The 16,009-nt window shown below is 54.8% G+C and carries 12 protein-coding genes; 5 read left to right on the top strand and 7 right to left on the bottom strand.

From position 1 onward, the window contains the following. Positions 1-57: 57 nt before the first annotated feature. From IF205_RS00955 to IF205_RS00945, 3 genes are read left to right on the top strand one after another with little or no spacing between them, the layout of a single operon-like run. Positions 58-3,390 (top strand): DEAD/DEAH box helicase family protein, encoded by a 3,333-nt coding sequence (locus tag IF205_RS00955; protein WP_259781415.1) that lies wholly within the window; start codon positions 58-60, stop codon positions 3,388-3,390. Next, positions 3,387-4,898 (top strand): type I restriction-modification system subunit M, encoded by a 1,512-nt coding sequence (locus IF205_RS00950; protein ID WP_259781414.1) that lies wholly within the window; start codon positions 3,387-3,389, stop codon positions 4,896-4,898. Before IF205_RS00955 ends, IF205_RS00950 begins: the two co-directional genes overlap by 4 nt. Continuing rightward, positions 4,895-6,070 carry a restriction endonuclease subunit S gene (locus IF205_RS00945; RefSeq protein ID WP_259781413.1) on the top strand — a complete coding sequence of 392 codons (1,176 nt, stop codon included), beginning with the start codon at positions 4,895-4,897 and terminating at the stop codon, positions 6,068-6,070. Before IF205_RS00950 ends, IF205_RS00945 begins: the two co-directional genes overlap by 4 nt. On the opposite strand, the gene IF205_RS00940 is transcribed toward IF205_RS00945, so the two are convergent. The 6 genes from IF205_RS00940 to IF205_RS00915 form a co-directional block, all read right to left on the bottom strand. Beyond that, on the bottom strand, positions 6,067-7,443 hold the full coding sequence (locus IF205_RS00940) for a site-specific integrase (RefSeq protein ID WP_259781412.1): 1,377 nt from the start codon (positions 7,441-7,443) through the stop codon (positions 6,067-6,069). The two genes, IF205_RS00945 and IF205_RS00940, sit on opposite strands and share 4 nt — an antisense overlap. A 347-nt stretch (positions 7,444-7,790) precedes the next feature. Continuing rightward, a complete protein-coding gene (locus IF205_RS00935; protein WP_259781411.1) occupies positions 7,791-8,060 on the bottom strand; it encodes a hypothetical protein in 270 nt (89 codons plus the stop codon). A gap of 120 nt (positions 8,061-8,180) precedes the next feature. After that, entirely contained in the window at positions 8,181-10,310 is a 2,130-nt protein-coding gene (locus IF205_RS00930; RefSeq protein WP_259781410.1) for a peptidase domain-containing ABC transporter, read from the bottom strand. Next, positions 10,300-11,559 carry an HlyD family secretion protein gene (locus IF205_RS00925; RefSeq protein WP_259781409.1) on the bottom strand — a complete coding sequence of 420 codons (1,260 nt, stop codon included), beginning with the start codon at positions 11,557-11,559 and terminating at the stop codon, positions 10,300-10,302. The genes IF205_RS00930 and IF205_RS00925 overlap by 11 nt, the downstream gene beginning before the upstream one ends. Next, on the bottom strand, positions 11,552-12,853 hold the full coding sequence (locus IF205_RS00920) for an alpha/beta hydrolase (protein WP_259781408.1): 1,302 nt from the start codon (positions 12,851-12,853) through the stop codon (positions 11,552-11,554). The genes IF205_RS00925 and IF205_RS00920 overlap by 8 nt, the downstream gene beginning before the upstream one ends. Before the next feature lie 21 nt (positions 12,854-12,874). Continuing rightward, a complete protein-coding gene (locus IF205_RS00915) occupies positions 12,875-13,063 on the bottom strand; it encodes a hypothetical protein (protein WP_259781407.1) in 189 nt (62 codons plus the stop codon). Between the two features lie 711 nt (positions 13,064-13,774). Between IF205_RS00915 and IF205_RS00910 the strand changes: the two genes are divergently transcribed. Continuing rightward, positions 13,775-14,116, top strand: a complete 342-nt coding sequence (locus IF205_RS00910) for a zinc ribbon domain-containing protein YjdM (protein ID WP_259781406.1) — start codon at positions 13,775-13,777, stop codon at positions 14,114-14,116. A gap of 279 nt (positions 14,117-14,395) precedes the next feature. Here IF205_RS00910 and IF205_RS00905 read toward each other — a convergent pair whose 3' ends face one another. Then, a complete protein-coding gene (locus tag IF205_RS00905; RefSeq protein WP_259781405.1) occupies positions 14,396-14,590 on the bottom strand; it encodes a heavy-metal-associated domain-containing protein in 195 nt (64 codons plus the stop codon). 231 nt (positions 14,591-14,821) lie between these two features. Here IF205_RS00905 and IF205_RS00900 point away from each other — a divergent pair, with 231 nt between their 5' ends. Continuing rightward, on the top strand, positions 14,822-16,006 hold the full coding sequence (locus IF205_RS00900) for an acyl-CoA dehydrogenase family protein (protein WP_259781404.1): 1,185 nt from the start codon (positions 14,822-14,824) through the stop codon (positions 16,004-16,006). Positions 16,007-16,009 lie beyond the last annotated feature (3 nt).

Below are 16,009 nucleotides of genomic sequence, written 5' to 3'. Positions count from 1 at the left end.
TTCTGCTGAAACAAGAAGCCTGATCGGAACAGTGCTTAAGTGGTCTTGGGGTGTGAAATGGGGGTCTCGAACTTTGAATTCTTGGGCAAGGATCGGCCTGTCCTTGCTGAGCTTGGGTCATTGGCGGAACGCTATGCCCATCCCGATCCTGTCAGTTCCCTGGTTAAGCTGCGGACCTATGGGGAGAAAATCACAGCACAGATATATTGGCAGCTCCGTCTGACGAAGCCCGAGGATCAGGCGTTCTACCGGCTGCTTGTCGAAAGCTCCTTCACGGATGCGGTGCCGACCGTTATCTGTGACAAGCTCCACGCCATTCGCAAGGAAGGGAACAAAGCCGCCCATGGTCAGTCCATGGACAGCAAGCGGGCGCTCTGGATTATTGAGGAGGCGTTTGAGGTCGGTGCTTGGTTCGCCGTTCGCTGTCTCGGCTTTCAGCCCTCGGACATTCCCAAGTTCAAGCCCGTTCAGGAGGAGGCGAGCGACCTTGCCAAGCTGAAGGCCGACAAGGAAGCGCTTGAGGCCAAAGTCGCCGAACTGGAGAAGCGGAAGCAGGATTATCAGGCAGAACCCGTCACGCCGGAAAAGAAGGCCAAAGGTCAGCAAGTCGCTGATGCTTTGCAATTCGATGAGGCGACCACAAGACAGCGTCTCATTGACGTGGCCCTGGCCGATGCCGGATGGGACATCCGAAATCCGCAGGAAGTGACAGTGGAAGAGGAGGTCGATGGTCAGCCGACCCCGACCGGGAAGGGCTATGCCGACTATGTGCTATGGGATGACAATGGCCGGCCCCTGGCGGTGGTGGAGGCCAAGCGGGCGTCCCAATCCGAAGAACGCGGCCAGAAGCAAGCAGAACTCTATGCCGATGCGCTGGAGCGGCTGCACGGGCAGCGCCCGGTCATCTTCTACACCAACGGCTATAACATCTGGATTTGGGACGACCTTCAAAAATACCCGCCGCGTCGTCTGTTCGGCTTCTATTCCAAGGCCAGCCTCCAGCATCTGGTGAACTTCCAGCGCAGCTATAAGGAAGACCTGAAGGGCTTGAAGGTGAATGCTGAAATCGCCGGGCGCATGTATCAGATTGAGACGATCAAGCGCGTTACCGATGAATTTACCAAGCGCCACTGCAAAGCCCTGATCGTCCAGGCTACCGGGACGGGGAAGACCCGTGTGGCTATTGCCCTGACGGACCTGTTGATCCGGGCGAAATGGGTCAAGCGTGTCTTGTTCCTCTGCGACCGGCGAGAGCTACGCAAACAGGCGAAGAACGCCTTCAACGACCATATGAATGAGCCGCTGACCATTGTGTCCAAGCGGTCCATCGGCGACACCAAGCACCGCATCTTCCTTGCGACCTATCCGTCGATGCAGCAGATATTCCAGTCCTTTGATGTCGGCTTCTTCGATCTGATCATTGCGGATGAAAGCCATCGCAGTATCTATAATGTCTATGGGGACATGTTCCGATACTTCGACTGTTTGCAAGTGGGCCTAACCGCGACCCCGGTTGAGTTCATTTCGCGTAACACCTACCAGCTCTTTGGGCGCACCAATCAGGACCCGACCGCTTTTTATCCGCTGGAACAGGCGATTAAAGAAAAGCATCTGGTTCCTTTTGAGGTCTTTAGCCATACGACCAACTTCCTTCGCGAAGGGATCAAATATGATCAACTGACCGAAGATCAGAAGCGCCAGGTCGAAGAAGAGGGGCTTGACCCGGAAGGTCTGAACCACGAGGCAGGATCGGTCGATAAGCAGATATTCAACAAGGACACCAACCGCCTGATCCTGCGTAACCTGATGGAAAACGGGATACACAACGCGGATGGGCAGGAACCGGGTAAGACGATTATCTTTGCCCGGAACCACAAACATGCGGTCCTGCTGCACAAGCTGTTCGACGAGATGTATCCGCAATATGGCGGTAAGTTCTGCAAAGTCATTGATAACCACGACCCCCGCGCCGAAGCCCTGATTGACGACTTCAAGGGCGAAGGAACGAACAACGACCTCACCATCGCAATTTCGGTCGATATGCTGGATACCGGCATCGACGTGCCGGAGGTGGTCAATCTCGTCTTTGCCAAGCCGGTGCGGTCCAGGGTGAAGTTCTGGCAGATGATCGGTCGTGGAACGCGCCTGTGTGAAGACCTGTTCGGACCGGGCCAGAACAAAAAGATTTTCCGCATCTTTGACCATTGGGGCAATTTCGAGCATTTCGGTGAGGACAAACCCGAAGCCGAACCGTCCCAGTCCAAGCCGCTCATGCAACGCCTGTTCGAGGCGCGGCTGATGCTAGCCGAGAAATCCCTGAATGCGGCGCATGTGGATGATTTCAAGACCATCGCCGATTTGATTGAAACGGATGTTAAATCCCTGCCTGATGACAGTATTTCGGTTAAAGATCGCTGGCGGGAACTCCTGACGGTCAAGGCCGAGGGCGTCATTGAGCATTTTGCGCCGGAAACGCGCCAAACCCTGCGCAATGTCATCGCACCGCTGATGCAATGGGTGAATATCCGGGGATATCGGGAGGCCTATGAATTTGACCTGCTGGTCGCACAGACCCAGCTGGCTGCCTTGGAAAAGGCGAACGACTTCGAAAACAGCAAGGGCGAGATCCTGAATCAGATCAACAGCCTTCGCATGAACCTGAACCCGGTGAGAGAAAAAGCCGCGACGATCAAGCGGGTAAAGTCGCCGGAGTTCTGGCAGGACGTTTCACTGGATGATTTGGAGGACATTCGTAGCGACCTGCGTTCCATCATGAAATACCGGGAAAGCGGTGGTTTCGGCGCGGGTGATGACACGGTTGTCTATGACATTAAGGAGGATGTATCAGGCGTCCAGGTCAGGGAGACTTCATCCAATTTCCTTTCCATTGACTTGGCGGCCTATCGCCAGCGGGTGGAGGCGGCACTGACGGAATTGTTTGACACCGACCCAACACTTCAAAAAATTCGCACCTGTGAACCGGTATCCGAGGCGGACCTGCAACGGCTCGTCTCCCTGGTCCTGACGCAGCATCCCGACCTGGACTTGAACCTGCTGCGGGAATTCTACCCGAAGACGGCGAACAGCCTGGACCTGATCATTCGTAGCATTGTCGGCATGGATGAAGAGGCCGTGCAGGAACGGTTTCAGGTATTCGCCCAACATCATCCCGATCTGAGCGCTAAGCAGTTGCGATTCTTGCGCTTACTTCAGAACCATATCGCCAAGAATGGCAGCATCCAGAAGGACAGGCTTGTGGATGCCCCCTTCACCAGTGTTGATGCGGACGGGGTCTATGGGGTATTCCATGATCCGTCCCAGATCGACGAGCTTCTGGGCATCATCGACTCATTTCAAGCCAGTCCGAAACAGGGGAATAGACCGACATGATCACGGGTGATTTGCGGAGCCGTATCGACAAGCTCTGGGAAGAGTTCTGGACCGGCGGCATCACAAACCCCCTGACGGTTATCGAACAGATCACCTTCCTAATGTTCATCCGCCTTCTGGATATCGCGGAGACGAAGAACGAGCGGAAGGCGAAGCTTTCAGGTAAGGATTTCCCGCTCCTCTATACAGAGAATGAGCAGCATCTCCGCTGGTCCCACTTCAAAGACCTTCAGGCGGAGCAGTTGCTGACCCGCATCCGGGACGAGGTCTTTCCGCATTTCAAGCAGGAAGCCGCAAAAGGGTCGTCTTTCGGCGAATATATGAAAGATGCGCAGTTGATGATCCAGAAGCCGACGCTGTTGGTCTCCGCCATCAACATGATCGACGCGCTGCCGCTGAAGGACGACGACACCAAGGGCGACCTCTACGAATACCTGCTCAGTAAGCTGACCACGGCGGGCATCAACGGTCAGTTCCGCACCCCGCGCCATATCATCCGCCTGATGGTGGAATTGGTCGATCCCAAGCCGGATGAGACGGTGGGTGATCCCGCCTGTGGCACGGCGGGCTTCCTCGTGGTGGTCGTGGAATACCTGCTTCAGAAATACACCTCTCCCGAAGGTGTTTATGTGGACGAGACCAGCGGCGAGAAAACCTATTCCGGTGACCTGCTGGAACCCTATAGGGCCCATATCAGCAAGGGAATGTTCCACGGTTTCGATTTCGATTCCACCATGCTGCGCATCGCGGCCATGAATCTGTTCCTGCATGGCGTGGAATCCCCGGATATCCATTATCAGGACACCCTGGCGAACAGCTTCACCGAACGCTACCCGCAACAGGCCAATGGAAGCCTGGACGTGATCCTGGCGAACCCGCCCTTTAAAGGCAGCCTGGACTACGAGGACGTCCACCCCAGCCTTTTGAGCAAGGTGACCACCAAAAAAACCGAGCTTCTGTTCGTGGTGCTGATCCTGCGCATGTTGAGACTGGGCGGGCGCTCCGCAACGGTCGTGCCCGATGGTGTTCTCTTCGGCTCCTCCAAGGCCCATCAGTCCCTGCGCAAGCTGCTGGTCGAGGAGAACCAGCTCGAAGGCGTGATCTCGCTCCCCTCTGGTGTGTTTAAGCCCTATGCCGGGGTTTCCACCGCGATCCTGCTCTTCACCAAGGGCGGTAAGACCGACCATGTTTTCTTCTATGATGTGGAGGCGGACGGCTTCTCCCTGGACGACAAACGCAGCAAGGTCGAGGCCAATGACTTGCCGGATGTGCTGAACCGCTGGAGAGAGCGTGACCCGGCAAAGGATACGGACAAAACCGATAAGGCCTTCTTTGTCTCGGCGGATGATATCCGGGCCAACAAGTACGATCTGTCTGTCGGTCGATACAGAGAGGTCGTCTATGAAGAAGAAGCCTATGACCCGCCGCAGGAAATCCTCAAGCAGATGAAAGGGCTGCAAGAGGATATTTCTAAGGACATCGCTGATCTTGAGGGATTGCTCCTGTGATTCGCGCACACTTGCTTTCCTCAAGTTGGCCGCGGGCTACGTTGTCCGATGTGGTTGATTTCTTGGATAATCTAAGACGCCCCGTCAAATCAACTGAACGTGTTGAAGGCCCTTATCCTTATTATGGCGCGAACGGACAACAGGGGACAATTAATAACTACATATTTGATGAGCCGTTGATTCTCTTGGCCGAAGACGGCGGACATTTTGGAGTTCCGGAGCGAAGAATCGCATACTCAATCTCTGGAAAGTCTTGGGTAAATAATCATGCGCATGTATTGCGGCCCAAGGAAGGGGTTGATCTGCAATTTCTGCAACGGCACTTGGAACATTACGACGTAACAAGGTACATAACGGGTAGCACGAGGGCCAAACTTACTAAAGCTGATGCCTCAAGAATTGAGGTGGTCTTACCGCCTTTTGAAGAACAACGCCGCATCGCCGCGATCCTGGACAAGGCGGACGCCATTCGCCGCAAACGCCAGCAAGCCCTCACGCTGGCCGACGAACTCGTTCAGAGCCACTTCTTATCCAGTGTGGGGCCGAATGCAAAAGGGTACGACGATTGGGCTCGCGTAGAACTGGAAACGCTGGCCGAACCAGTTCGAGGGGCAATGAGAACTGGCCCGTTCGGCAGCGACCTAAAGCACTCCGAGTTTGTTGGTAGTGGTATCGCTGTTCTTGGTATCGACAACGCGGTCAAGAACAGATTTGAATGGGCTGAACGTCGCTATATCACGCCCGAAAAATACGAGAAACTAAAGCGTTATACTGTTAAACCGGGCGACGTAATCGTGACAATCATGGGCACGACTGGTCGGTCTTCTGTAGTACCTGATGACGTTCCTTTGGCTATTACGACAAAGCACCTCGCCACTATTACCGTTGACCGATCAAAAGCCGAACCGGAGTTTATCTCTAACGCTATCCACCGCCACCCCTACCTGCTTCAACAGATTCTCAAGCAGAATAAGGGGGCTATTATGGCTGGTCTGAACCTAGGAATTATAAAAGGGCTACAGGTGCCGCTCCCGCCATTGGACGTGCAGAGAGATTTTGTGAATAGCCTAGATAAAATTAGGTTACTGGAAAAGAAGAACAGGATGGAACTCCACAAGGCGGAAGAACTGTTCGCGTCTTTGTCCCAACGTGCATTTCGTGGTGAGCTTTAATCCAATCTTCGCCTTATTCCCTCGAAACCGATTGGCTCAATAGTTTCCGCGAGGCAGTCAGGCTCATACCGCTTCCCGTAGCGCCCCATGGTGATGCTGGTCTCCTTGTGACCGACCAGTTCCTTGATCTTTGATTCCTCGACGCCCCGTTGCTTCAGGGCGTTGATGAAGGTATGGCGTAGGGAGTGGAAGGTGACCTTTGGGTTGGTGATGCCGATCTTCTTCTTGTAGCGGCCAAACCACTTGGAGAAGGGGGAGGAATAGAAGCCGTCGTTGCCCTGCTTCAGGTCCGGCCAGAGCCTTTCGCCCTTCACGGCATTTCGACAGTCGATCAGGCCTTTCTCGATCAGTTTGCTATGAACGGGAACCAGACGTTCACTTTGTTGCGTCTTGAGCTTGTTGCTGCCCTCCGCGTTCACATCAAAGACCCAGACGCCTTGTTCCTGACGCAAGTCCGCTACGCGAAGCTGGGCGATCTCCTCCAGGCGCATCCCGCTATAGAGACCGATGAGGGGCAGCCAGTATTTTGCATCTTTGATGACCATTGCCCCCTTCTGGTCTCGATGGCGCTCCGACAGGCAACCGCTATAGAGCGGAGACTGCGCGAAGAGGCGCTTCAGGTCCTCCTCCGAGAAGGCTTCCCGTTCCTGGTCGGCCCGGTGGTTCGCCTTAAGCTTCAAGCCTCGGATCGGATTCTCATGGAGCAGCTTTTCCTCCACCGCCCAGTTGAAAAAGGCACTCGACACAGACAGGATTTTGTTGGTGTTCTTCACGCTCATCGGGTCAGGAGCCAGGGCAAGGACCTGCTTGATACTCATGCCCCTGAAACGCTTGCTCATATTGGGCGGAAGCTTGGCGACCGTGTCGCGGAACCTGCGGCCTTCCTCACGGGTTACCTGTGCCACAGGTTTATCGCCGACAATCTCCAGGAACAGGCGCAGGGCGGCCTCCTGCATCATTTTGGTCTTCGGTTCCCATCCACTTTGTCGGTCCTGCACATAGGTCTTGCTGGCGTCGGACAGGAGAGTTCCACCCTCTGAATTGTGGCCTTCCAGGAGCAACGAATGGGCGACATGCCGGGACAGGCTGCGTTTGGCACGATGACAGGGCAGGTGTTTATCCTCAAAGCTCCTTGCGGTGGTCCTGATGATCTCCGTATCCACGCCGAGGAGAAGCTGATGTCGTATCGTGGTGAAAGTCTTGTCGGCTTGTGCCGAAATGGTCTTAGCGAGGTCGTTTGCCTGAATCGGGTCGATTGTTCGGAGGCTGCGCAGGATTTCCCGGCGTCCAAAGACGGCGATCAGGTCACAGGGAATACGACAGCGGAAGTAGAAGGTGGAGCCTCGACGGATGCAGTATTTTGCGGCGGTCATGTGGTGCCTCTGTGTAGCAACTTGTGGATCAAGTGCTACGGGCTGACCGTCTTCGGTCCTGTCGTTACGGGTTACACATGGCCCCAAACCCCAGGCAAACTGCCGAGCGGTTTAAGGCGCACGCCTGGAAAGCGTGTTGGGGGCAACCCCTCAGGGGTTCGAATCCCCTTCTCTCCGCCAGAGCTTTCAAGAAGGTCCCATTCGGGGCCTTTTTTGTTGTCAGTTTCCACTCTATTTTTGAATCGCTAGATCAGGCCGAATTGCAGACTGATAATATTATCTGGCAAGGTTACTGCAAATATGGTCGTGGGGGGGGATAAGTCCACGACCATAAATTGCAATTCAGCCTATTGTCTTTGCAGAGACAATGAATAGAAGCACGGTTCAGCAGGGCGGCCCGTCTCTGCCGTCTTGGCCATCCTGGCCGCCCAGACCACCTGAGCCACCTTTTCCGCCTTTTCCATCGCAGCCACCATCGCCGCCATTCCCCCCATTGCCACCGACGCCACCGTCGCCGCCATCTCCGCCGTCCCCGCCCGGACCGCCATTGCCTCCGTTGCCGCCATTTCCGCCAACGCCGCCATCTCCGCCGTCCCCGCCGTCGTTATTCCAGCCACCGGAAACTTGTTCCAGTTCTTTGAATTCCAGATCTCTCATACGAACTTCCTTTCTGCGTTACGTCGTTCAAACAGCCCTTGGTTTCGGAACAGGCAACTGTGGCTGTCTACGGATTGCCCTCATGCTGTGACCCGGGTCGGGGCCATGCGCGTGCCGAAGAGGATGTTGCGATCGGCCAAAGCAACAGTCGAAGGGCGATGAGCGACCACCACCCGGGTCATGCGCAGCTGGCCAACCGCATTGTTGATTAGGCGCTCATTCTCTTCATCGAGATGGCTTGTGGCTTCATCCATCATGAGAATCTGCGGCCGCCGATATAGCGCGCGGGCAAGAAAAAGCCGCTGCTTCTGCCCGCCGGACATCGCGCTGCCCATATCGCCAACGAGTGTTTCGTAACCCATTGGCATTTGCTGAATTTCGGTGTCAATTGCAGCCATCCGTGTGCATTCCACCAACCAATCCCAGTCGATCTGTGCATCGAATGCAGCGATATTCTCCGCGATGGACCCGGCAAACAGATGATCATCCTGAAGTACGCATGCGATTTTCTGCCGATAGGCACAGAGTTGCCCCGGAGCCAACCGCCGACCATCGACAATTAGGTCACCACTATCAGGAAGGATCAGCCCGGCCAGAATGCGTAAGGCTGTTGTCTTGCCACAGCCCGACGGGCCTGTGAGCGCCACACATTCGCCTGGTGCGATATTCAAACTACAGTGATCCAGGATCAGAGGCATCCCATCGCCATAGCGAAAGCACACCTCCCGCATTTCCAGCGCACCGGAAGGAAAATCCTGCTTCTGGATCACGGATGGCGATTTGACAGTATCCGCTGCTGCAGGTTCACGTGTTGCCAGAGCGATATCTGCCAAGCGGTTTTTATGCACGTCCAGCATGCGTAGGCGTATCATCATACCAATCAGAGCAATGATGCGATTGCTGAACTGATCGCGATAGGCAAGAAACGCAATCAGCATGCCTACCGTCATCGCGTTGTCCATGACCGCAGTAGCCCCAACCATGATCAAAATTATTCGATCCCCCCCAAAAAGGAGCCGATTGGCCGCATTGAAGATTGCATCCAGTTTTTGGCATTTCAGCCAAGCATCAATCGTATCCGTCATGAGATTGGACCAGGTCGCCTGACGGCGTTCGCGGAGGCCAAGTGATTTTACACTGGCCATTCCCCTAATCGTTTCCAGGAAATAGGATTGTTGTGTGGCACGACAGGCGATTTCGTCCTCTGTGGAGCGACGATAAGTACCATAAATCAGCGCACGCAACCCTGCATAGATCATGGTCGTCGCAAGCACGATGCACAGCATCCACTCACCATAGACAACCATCATGATACAGGTGCCTATAGCCATAACCCCGTCGAGCAAGGCGCGGATAAGATCTGTTGTGGCCGTGGACTGGATCGTTCTCAACGAGCCAAAACGTGAAACGATATCACCGGTATGACGCTTTTCGAAAAAATCGAGGGGCAGGGCTGTAAGATGGTTAAACAAGCCGCTGGCCCATTGCACATTCAACCCGGTTTGAAGAACCAGAATGGACCAGGAGCAGGCAAGAGAAAGCAACACCTGCAGCAAAAGGAATAGTCCAAGACCAATCCCCACAACACTAAGCAAGCTTTTGTCCAGTCCGACAATCGCCTGATCGATTACAAGCTGAAAGCCAATCGGCGTCAGCAACAGGAAGACTTCAAGACAGGCAGAGAAGATCAGCACATGGCCCATGGTGCGTCGCAAGCCAATTACCGCGCCGAGCATGTCCCGAAACCTTAATCTTGTAGTTTCGTCGCCGCCTTTGAAACAAGTTGCAGGCCAAAGCTCTAATGCTACGCCTGTAAAATGCCGTGAAACCTCCTCCATGGAATAGATCCGGCGCCCTTTCGCCGGATCGTGGATGACTGCCTGGCCGCGGCGGATACTTTCGAGCACAACAAAATGGTTGAAGGACCAGTGCAGAATGCAGGGTGGTTGTAGCTTTTTTAACTCATCAAGCTCTGCCTTCACCGGATGCACATCCATATCCAGGTCACGGGCCAATTGAACCAGATTCTGAAGAGTCATGCCCTTGATCGAGACATCAAAACGACGGCGCAAGGCAGTCAGGTCCAGCCGCAGCCCGTAGCGCCCTGCAACCATCGCCAGGCAGGCCAATCCGCATTCAGCCGCTTGGGCCTGTCGTATGACCGGTGTCGCGCGACGGAATAGGCCGGAAAATTTTGCGTTAGGGTTCATGTGTCTCGCCTGGTTTGGTGATGTCGTTTCGCAGGGCGATCAGTGGGGCCAGGATCCACTCATAAAGACGGCGCCTGTCCAACAGAATATCGGCCTCTACCGTCATTCCCGGGCGCAGTGGCTCGGGTTGACCATAGGCAAGGATGGTTTCATGTTCCGGGATAACAATTATCCTATAGCGCGGTTCTTCAGCACCTTCCGTATCGGGAAGAGCAACACGAGAAACACTTTCGATTATCCCACGTTGCTGTCCGAATTTCTCATGTGGATAAGCTGAATAACGCAGAACCACCGAGCGTCCGGCACGCAGGAACCCAATGGCGCGCGCCGGTGCCAGAAGGTGAACCTTCGGACGGCTGCCATGGGGCAGAATGGAGAGCACGGGCGCATGCTCTTCAACCATTTCATTCGCCTTCGCGATAATGGCAGTGACCGTTCCGTCGACCGGGGCGCTGACCACACGGATATGGCCAGCCTCTATCTCAATACGTTCGCGACGTAATCGCGCAAGGTTGCGCTGCAATGCACCTCGCTCAGAGGCACGCTCCATTGCAACCTTTTTACGATCAGTTTCAATGTCGCTTTGTTCATTTGTCAGTTCCAGGACGGCTCGATGCAATGTCTGTAACCGTGCCTTCTGAATAATTATCCGCTCCTTGCGGTCTTGCAGCTTCTCTTCAATGCCCAAACCGCGATCTGTGAGGGCACGATAGCGTTCAAAGGATGAATTCAGGTTTATCAGGTAGGATTCAACAGACTGAATTTCACCGTTATATTGTGCAAGCTCCTGTTTAATTTGGGTTTTTCTCGCGGCAAGCATTTGCGTTTCGAGACGCTCCAAAGAGTGTTGCCGTTCAATTTCACTGGAGACTTCCCGCTCTTCTTCGCGTAACTGCGCGGCAAGTTGCGGGGCCGTACTGCCATGTTCGGTCTCTGATCCGGTATCAATGGTGAAAACAGGATCTCCCCGACTAACATCGATATTTTCGTGCAGCGCCGCCTTAACGATGCGCCCATCCGCAGGAGCATAGACGCGTACAATCCCGGAACTTGACACAACCTCACCAGAAAGGCGGATACGGTGCGTATAGCTGCCAAGTGCCAGGAAAAGAAGTATTGCGCTTGTCGCGGCAAAGCCTGCCCAGGCCATCACACGCAGCTGGATGGGCTGCATCAGTCTTGGCGCACCGAGCCAGTCCTCCCGACGGGCTTCCAGAGCTTCTTGCCGGAACAGCGCCTCGTTATTCATTATGAGAGCTTTGTTTCAGCATGCGTGGCATCCGGCCCGTCGGGTCGAAATTCTCGACAATCACGACGCAATCCTGACCACTCTCCTGCCGGCACAGGCCTTCGGCCTCCGCTCTGGCGCCTTTCAGCGTATGGGCACCGGTGAACCAATAGCTTTTCGTATTGCCCTCAACCGGTACAGCCATTGCCTTCATAGACAAGCCGGAAGCCAAAAATTTGTCGAGCGCTTTGCGTTGCCGCGGCCCCAGAGAGCGACGTAGTTCGGTGAATTTGGTGTCATTCCAGGCAGGGAGTGCCTGTGCCCTCAGGAATTCATCAATTTCGGGCCAAAGAACCTCCTGGCCTTTTGGCTGAATGAACAACCTGTGACCGTTTGGCTCATAGTCGGGCAAGATCTTCAGCTGCCCCTTGCCACCGTTCTCGTGCCACACATTCATCCAGTGTTGCGCCAAGGGCGGTGGAAAGAAAGGATCATTCTTTGCGTAGAGCCACAGGGTTGGAATATTCAGCTTTTCTGCGAAATTGCCCAGGGCGTCGTCGACCGCTGTCCTGTAGCGCTCGCATCCCTCGAAGACATCGCTGGAAAGGGGTTTGCCCGGCCGGTAGCGGAAGGTTCCACCGGAAACATTGATCACGGCACTGATCGTCACGTCTGCACGTGCGGCAAGGGCCAGCATTGCGCCCCCGCCTGCAGAATGCCCGATACCGAGAACGGTCCCCATATCGGCGTCTTTGCGGTGGGCTATTGCCTGCAATGCCGCAGCCAGATCATCTGCCTGGTTTTTGAAATAAAGTTTAGGGTTTGGCGCCTCGCACGTATCTTTACTTTGATAGGCCGGGCCATCGGAATCTCCGTAGCTGCGGCGCATTACTGCGACAGCCAGATACCCACGTGCGCTGAAATCGCGCACCCATCCAGATAACAACGCGAGGGTAAGATGCCTTGGTGGTTCGCGGCCGGCGGCGCCGTGAGAAATCAGAGCAACTGGGAGTTTCCTGCCCTTTTTTATATTCGTAGGTTTTCCAATGAGCACGTCGAGGTTATAGGGACGACCGTCAATGTGAACACCAAGTGGTCTTTTTACGATCTCGATGCCGGAACCAGCCCAAACTGGCATGGAAAAGCTTAAAAGAATTGTAGTGGACAGGAAAAAAATTGTTCCGAATATGGTGCGTAGTACCCTGCTCATAAGCATCGCCATTTTTACAGAATTTTTGAGTGTTCCCGCCGCAGATGCTGCGGCGGGAACAAAGGTCTGAGGCAATCTGCAATCGGACTGCCGAATGTCGATCAAAGACGACAAGACCTCTTGGTATTAGTCGCCGCCGCTATCAGAGCCGCAGCTGCCACCGTTACCGCCGTTGCCGCCATTGCCGCCGGTGCCGCCGTTGCCACCGTCGCCGCCGCTGCAGTCGCCGTTTCCGTCATTGCCGCTGCCATTGTCACTTCCGGCACCCCAGCCACCTGAAACGATGTTCAGTTCGTTCTCGAGAAGGTCACGCATTCAATTTCTCCTTGAAATAGAAAAAGCCAAGCGCTCTTGGCGATCAAGCGACGCCTGAAGTTGAGTTTTACCAAGCGTCAGAGGGGATACAATTGGCAAATTATGTCAAAATTATGGAAAGATATTATATTGGCATTTACTATTATAGGTTGTTGTTTGGAGGCCCCGGAGGGGCAGGCCAAGTAGACATTGGCAGTCAGATTCGAGCCAGTCCCAAAAACCAGCCCGGGTCAAAATCAAATGGCCAATTGATGTCACGCAGCCTTCACGTTCCCTGGACACTTGAACGGCCGCTTCTACGTTTGCGCGGATAAGACGTTCCTGCGTTTCCGGTGTGAAGTTTGAGGCAGAAGCCGCATACAGGAAGGCCATACGCCAAGGCATGTCATCGGGATTGTTGGTATGGATGGTGGCAAGACTTCCTTGGTGGACGGTGTTATGCAAGCCGCTATAGTTATTTATTTGGCGAAGTTGCACACCGTCCATTTTGTAAAAACGGAAGTATGGTTTTCCAACTTTGACAAAAATACAGGTGTGATTTTGCCTCTGTTCTCGGAGATATTATTAACTCTATTTTTGCCCTGCTCAAACGAGTGGGGTATCCAGCATCTGGTCTATTGTCAAACTTCGCGCTAAATAAGGCGCGCGCGGGAATAAACCCGCGACTTTCTATATTTGAAACCAATATTATTCTTTTGAAAGGCTATCTCCATGAGCGAGTTTCCGCCCTGTCCGAAATGCAATTCGCCTTATGTCTATGAAGACGGGTCCATGCTGGTTTGCCCGGAATGTGCCCATGAATGGTCTCCTGCTGCCGAGGAAGATGCTGGTGCCGCGGTTGTCCGCGACGCCAACGGCACGGAACTCCAGGACGGCGATACGGTCACGGTTATTAAAGACCTGAAGGTCAAAGGCTCGTCTTCCGTCGTCAAGGTGGGGACCAAGGTCAAGAACATCCGCCTGGTTGACGGTGACCACGATATCGACTGCAAGGTTCCGGGCATCGGCCAGATGGGTCTGAAGTCCGAATTTGTGAAAAAAGTGGCGGACTGATTAATGTCGCGGTTCGGGGGCCATCCGGCCCCCGAAGGCCGTTGCAGCTTTGATGCTATTTCACAAGATAGGTCTGGTAGGGCGTCTCGTTGAGCAGCAATATCACGCAGCCTTCTTCTGAAATGTAGTGCCCCTGACCGAGATTGCAGAACGTCTTGGCTATTCCTGTGTCAGCGCCTTCAGTCGCGCGTATAGAAAACGGCAGGGCGTGCCGCCAGGGGAAAATCGTCGAACCTTGAGTACCCGCAAGTTCTTACATCTAAGAAATAGCGGCCCTATTCAGAGAGGGGCGACATCAAAGCCAGCCGAGGCGATGGCTGCCTTAATCGACGGGGCCGCGCTGTTTGATTCCACCGCGACGATTTTTGTTGCCAGATCAACGCCGACCACTGCTGCGCTATCGACCTTTGCAATGGCTTTCTCAATGGTTTGGGCGCAATGGCCACAGGTCATATCGGAGACTTTGAACTGCATTTTCCTAAACTCTATTTTCATCCGTGATGTGGTATACATGCAGCTTCCAGTAAGGGGAAGGTCAAGGCCGGATTATGCAATTAATATAATATTTACCCTTTGGGTGAAGACTCAACCGACTGGAAGGCGACCGCCCACGGTCTGTGGGCGGGCGTTCTTTTTCCCGCCATTCGAGCAAGAGATGGGGTACTGTCTTCTGCCGATTGTCGTGGATGGGAATAGGGGGTGTGAATGGTAGCCGAGGCTTCTGATAGCCGGCATATTCGGGGGGCGGCGGATATCCTTTCGACCGTAAGGCAGGTGGCAGAGCAGGTCGTCATGCCGCAGGCGCGTGAATCCGATGCGCAGGCACAATGGCCTGAAAAGAGTATCCGTGCCCTGCAGGCGGCGGGACTGGGCGGTTTGGTCGTGCCGCGTGAGCACGGTGGATTGGGGCAGGGGCTGCTTGGTCTGACGCAGGCTTGCGAAATCCTGGGCCAGGAATGCGCCTCCACCGCGATTTCCTTTGGCATGCATTGCGTCGGTTCCGCCGTTCTTTCGGCGCAGGCGACGGACTATCAGGTTTCCAGATTTCTCCGTCCCATCTCCGAGGGGCGTCACCTTACAACACTTGCGCTGAGCGAACCTGGCACCGGTTCCCATTTTTATTTCCCGCAATGCCAGTTACAGCAAACGGATGAAGATCAGCTCACGCTCTCCGGCACAAAATGTTTTGTTACCAATGGCGGGCACGCCGATTCCTATGTGGTCTCAACCATGCATTCGGGCGACCATGGTCTCACCCAGTTCTCCTGTGTGGTCGTCGAAGACGGTCTACCGGGCATGACCTGGGGAGAGGGCTGGGAAGGGTTCGGCATGCGTGGCAATGACTCGCGTGGCCTGCGGTTTGACGATACGCCGATCCCTGCGGGAAATCTTCTGGGCGCAGTCGGTGATCAGACGTGGTATGTTTTCAACGTCGTCGCCCCTTATTTCCTGATGGCCATGTCCGGGGCCTATCTGGGCGTCGCCACCTCCGCGCTTGAGGCGGCGCGGGTTCATCTCACCGAGCGCCAGTTCAGCCATAGCGGACGCAGCCTTTCTGAGGCGGATGTTCTGCAGCACAGTTTTGCCACCAACTGGAGCAAGCTCGAGGCGACGCGGCAGCTGGTTTACAACGCGGCCAGAAGCTTTGATCGGGGGGATGAAGACGCGGTTGTGAAGGTCATGGTTTCCAAGGCGGAGGTCGCGGAAACCGCAACGCAGGTTGTGAACAACGCCATGACATTCATGGGCGGCATGGCCTATCGGGATGGTGAGAGAATACAGCGCAGCCTCCGCGATGTGCGCGCCTCCCACGTGATGGCACCAACGACTGATTTGCTGCGGATCTGGGCAGGGCGATTGTTGTTGGGACTTCCCCTCCTTGGGGAGTAACCC

Source organism: Aestuariispira ectoiniformans, assembly GCF_025136295.1.
Lineage (GTDB): Bacteria > Pseudomonadota > Alphaproteobacteria > UBA8366 > Aestuariispiraceae > Aestuariispira_A > Aestuariispira_A ectoiniformans.
The sequence above is the reverse complement of the archived record's forward strand: the minus strand, read 5'-3'. Positions and strand labels throughout refer to the sequence as shown.

Excerpts from the sequence above, each read along its gene's own strand:
- IF205_RS00955 (WP_259781415.1), top strand. The coding sequence starts at position 58 with ATGGGGGTCTCGAACTTTGAATTCTTGGGCAAGGATCGGCCTGTCCTT.
- IF205_RS00950 (WP_259781414.1), top strand. The coding sequence starts at position 3,387 with ATGATCACGGGTGATTTGCGGAGCCGTATCGACAAGCTCTGGGAAGAG.
- IF205_RS00940 (WP_259781412.1), bottom strand. The coding sequence starts at position 7,443 with ATGACCGCCGCAAAATACTGCATCCGTCGAGGCTCCACCTTCTACTTC.
- IF205_RS00930 (WP_259781410.1), bottom strand. The coding sequence starts at position 10,310 with ATGAACCCTAACGCAAAATTTTCCGGCCTATTCCGTCGCGCGACACCG.
- IF205_RS00925 (WP_259781409.1), bottom strand. The coding sequence starts at position 11,559 with ATGAATAACGAGGCGCTGTTCCGGCAAGAAGCTCTGGAAGCCCGTCGG.
- IF205_RS00915 (WP_259781407.1), bottom strand. The coding sequence starts at position 13,063 with ATGCGTGACCTTCTCGAGAACGAACTGAACATCGTTTCAGGTGGCTGG.
- IF205_RS00910 (WP_259781406.1), top strand. The coding sequence starts at position 13,775 with ATGAGCGAGTTTCCGCCCTGTCCGAAATGCAATTCGCCTTATGTCTAT.
- IF205_RS00905 (WP_259781405.1), bottom strand. The coding sequence starts at position 14,590 with ATGCAGTTCAAAGTCTCCGATATGACCTGTGGCCATTGCGCCCAAACC.
- IF205_RS00900 (WP_259781404.1), top strand. The coding sequence starts at position 14,822 with ATGGTAGCCGAGGCTTCTGATAGCCGGCATATTCGGGGGGCGGCGGAT.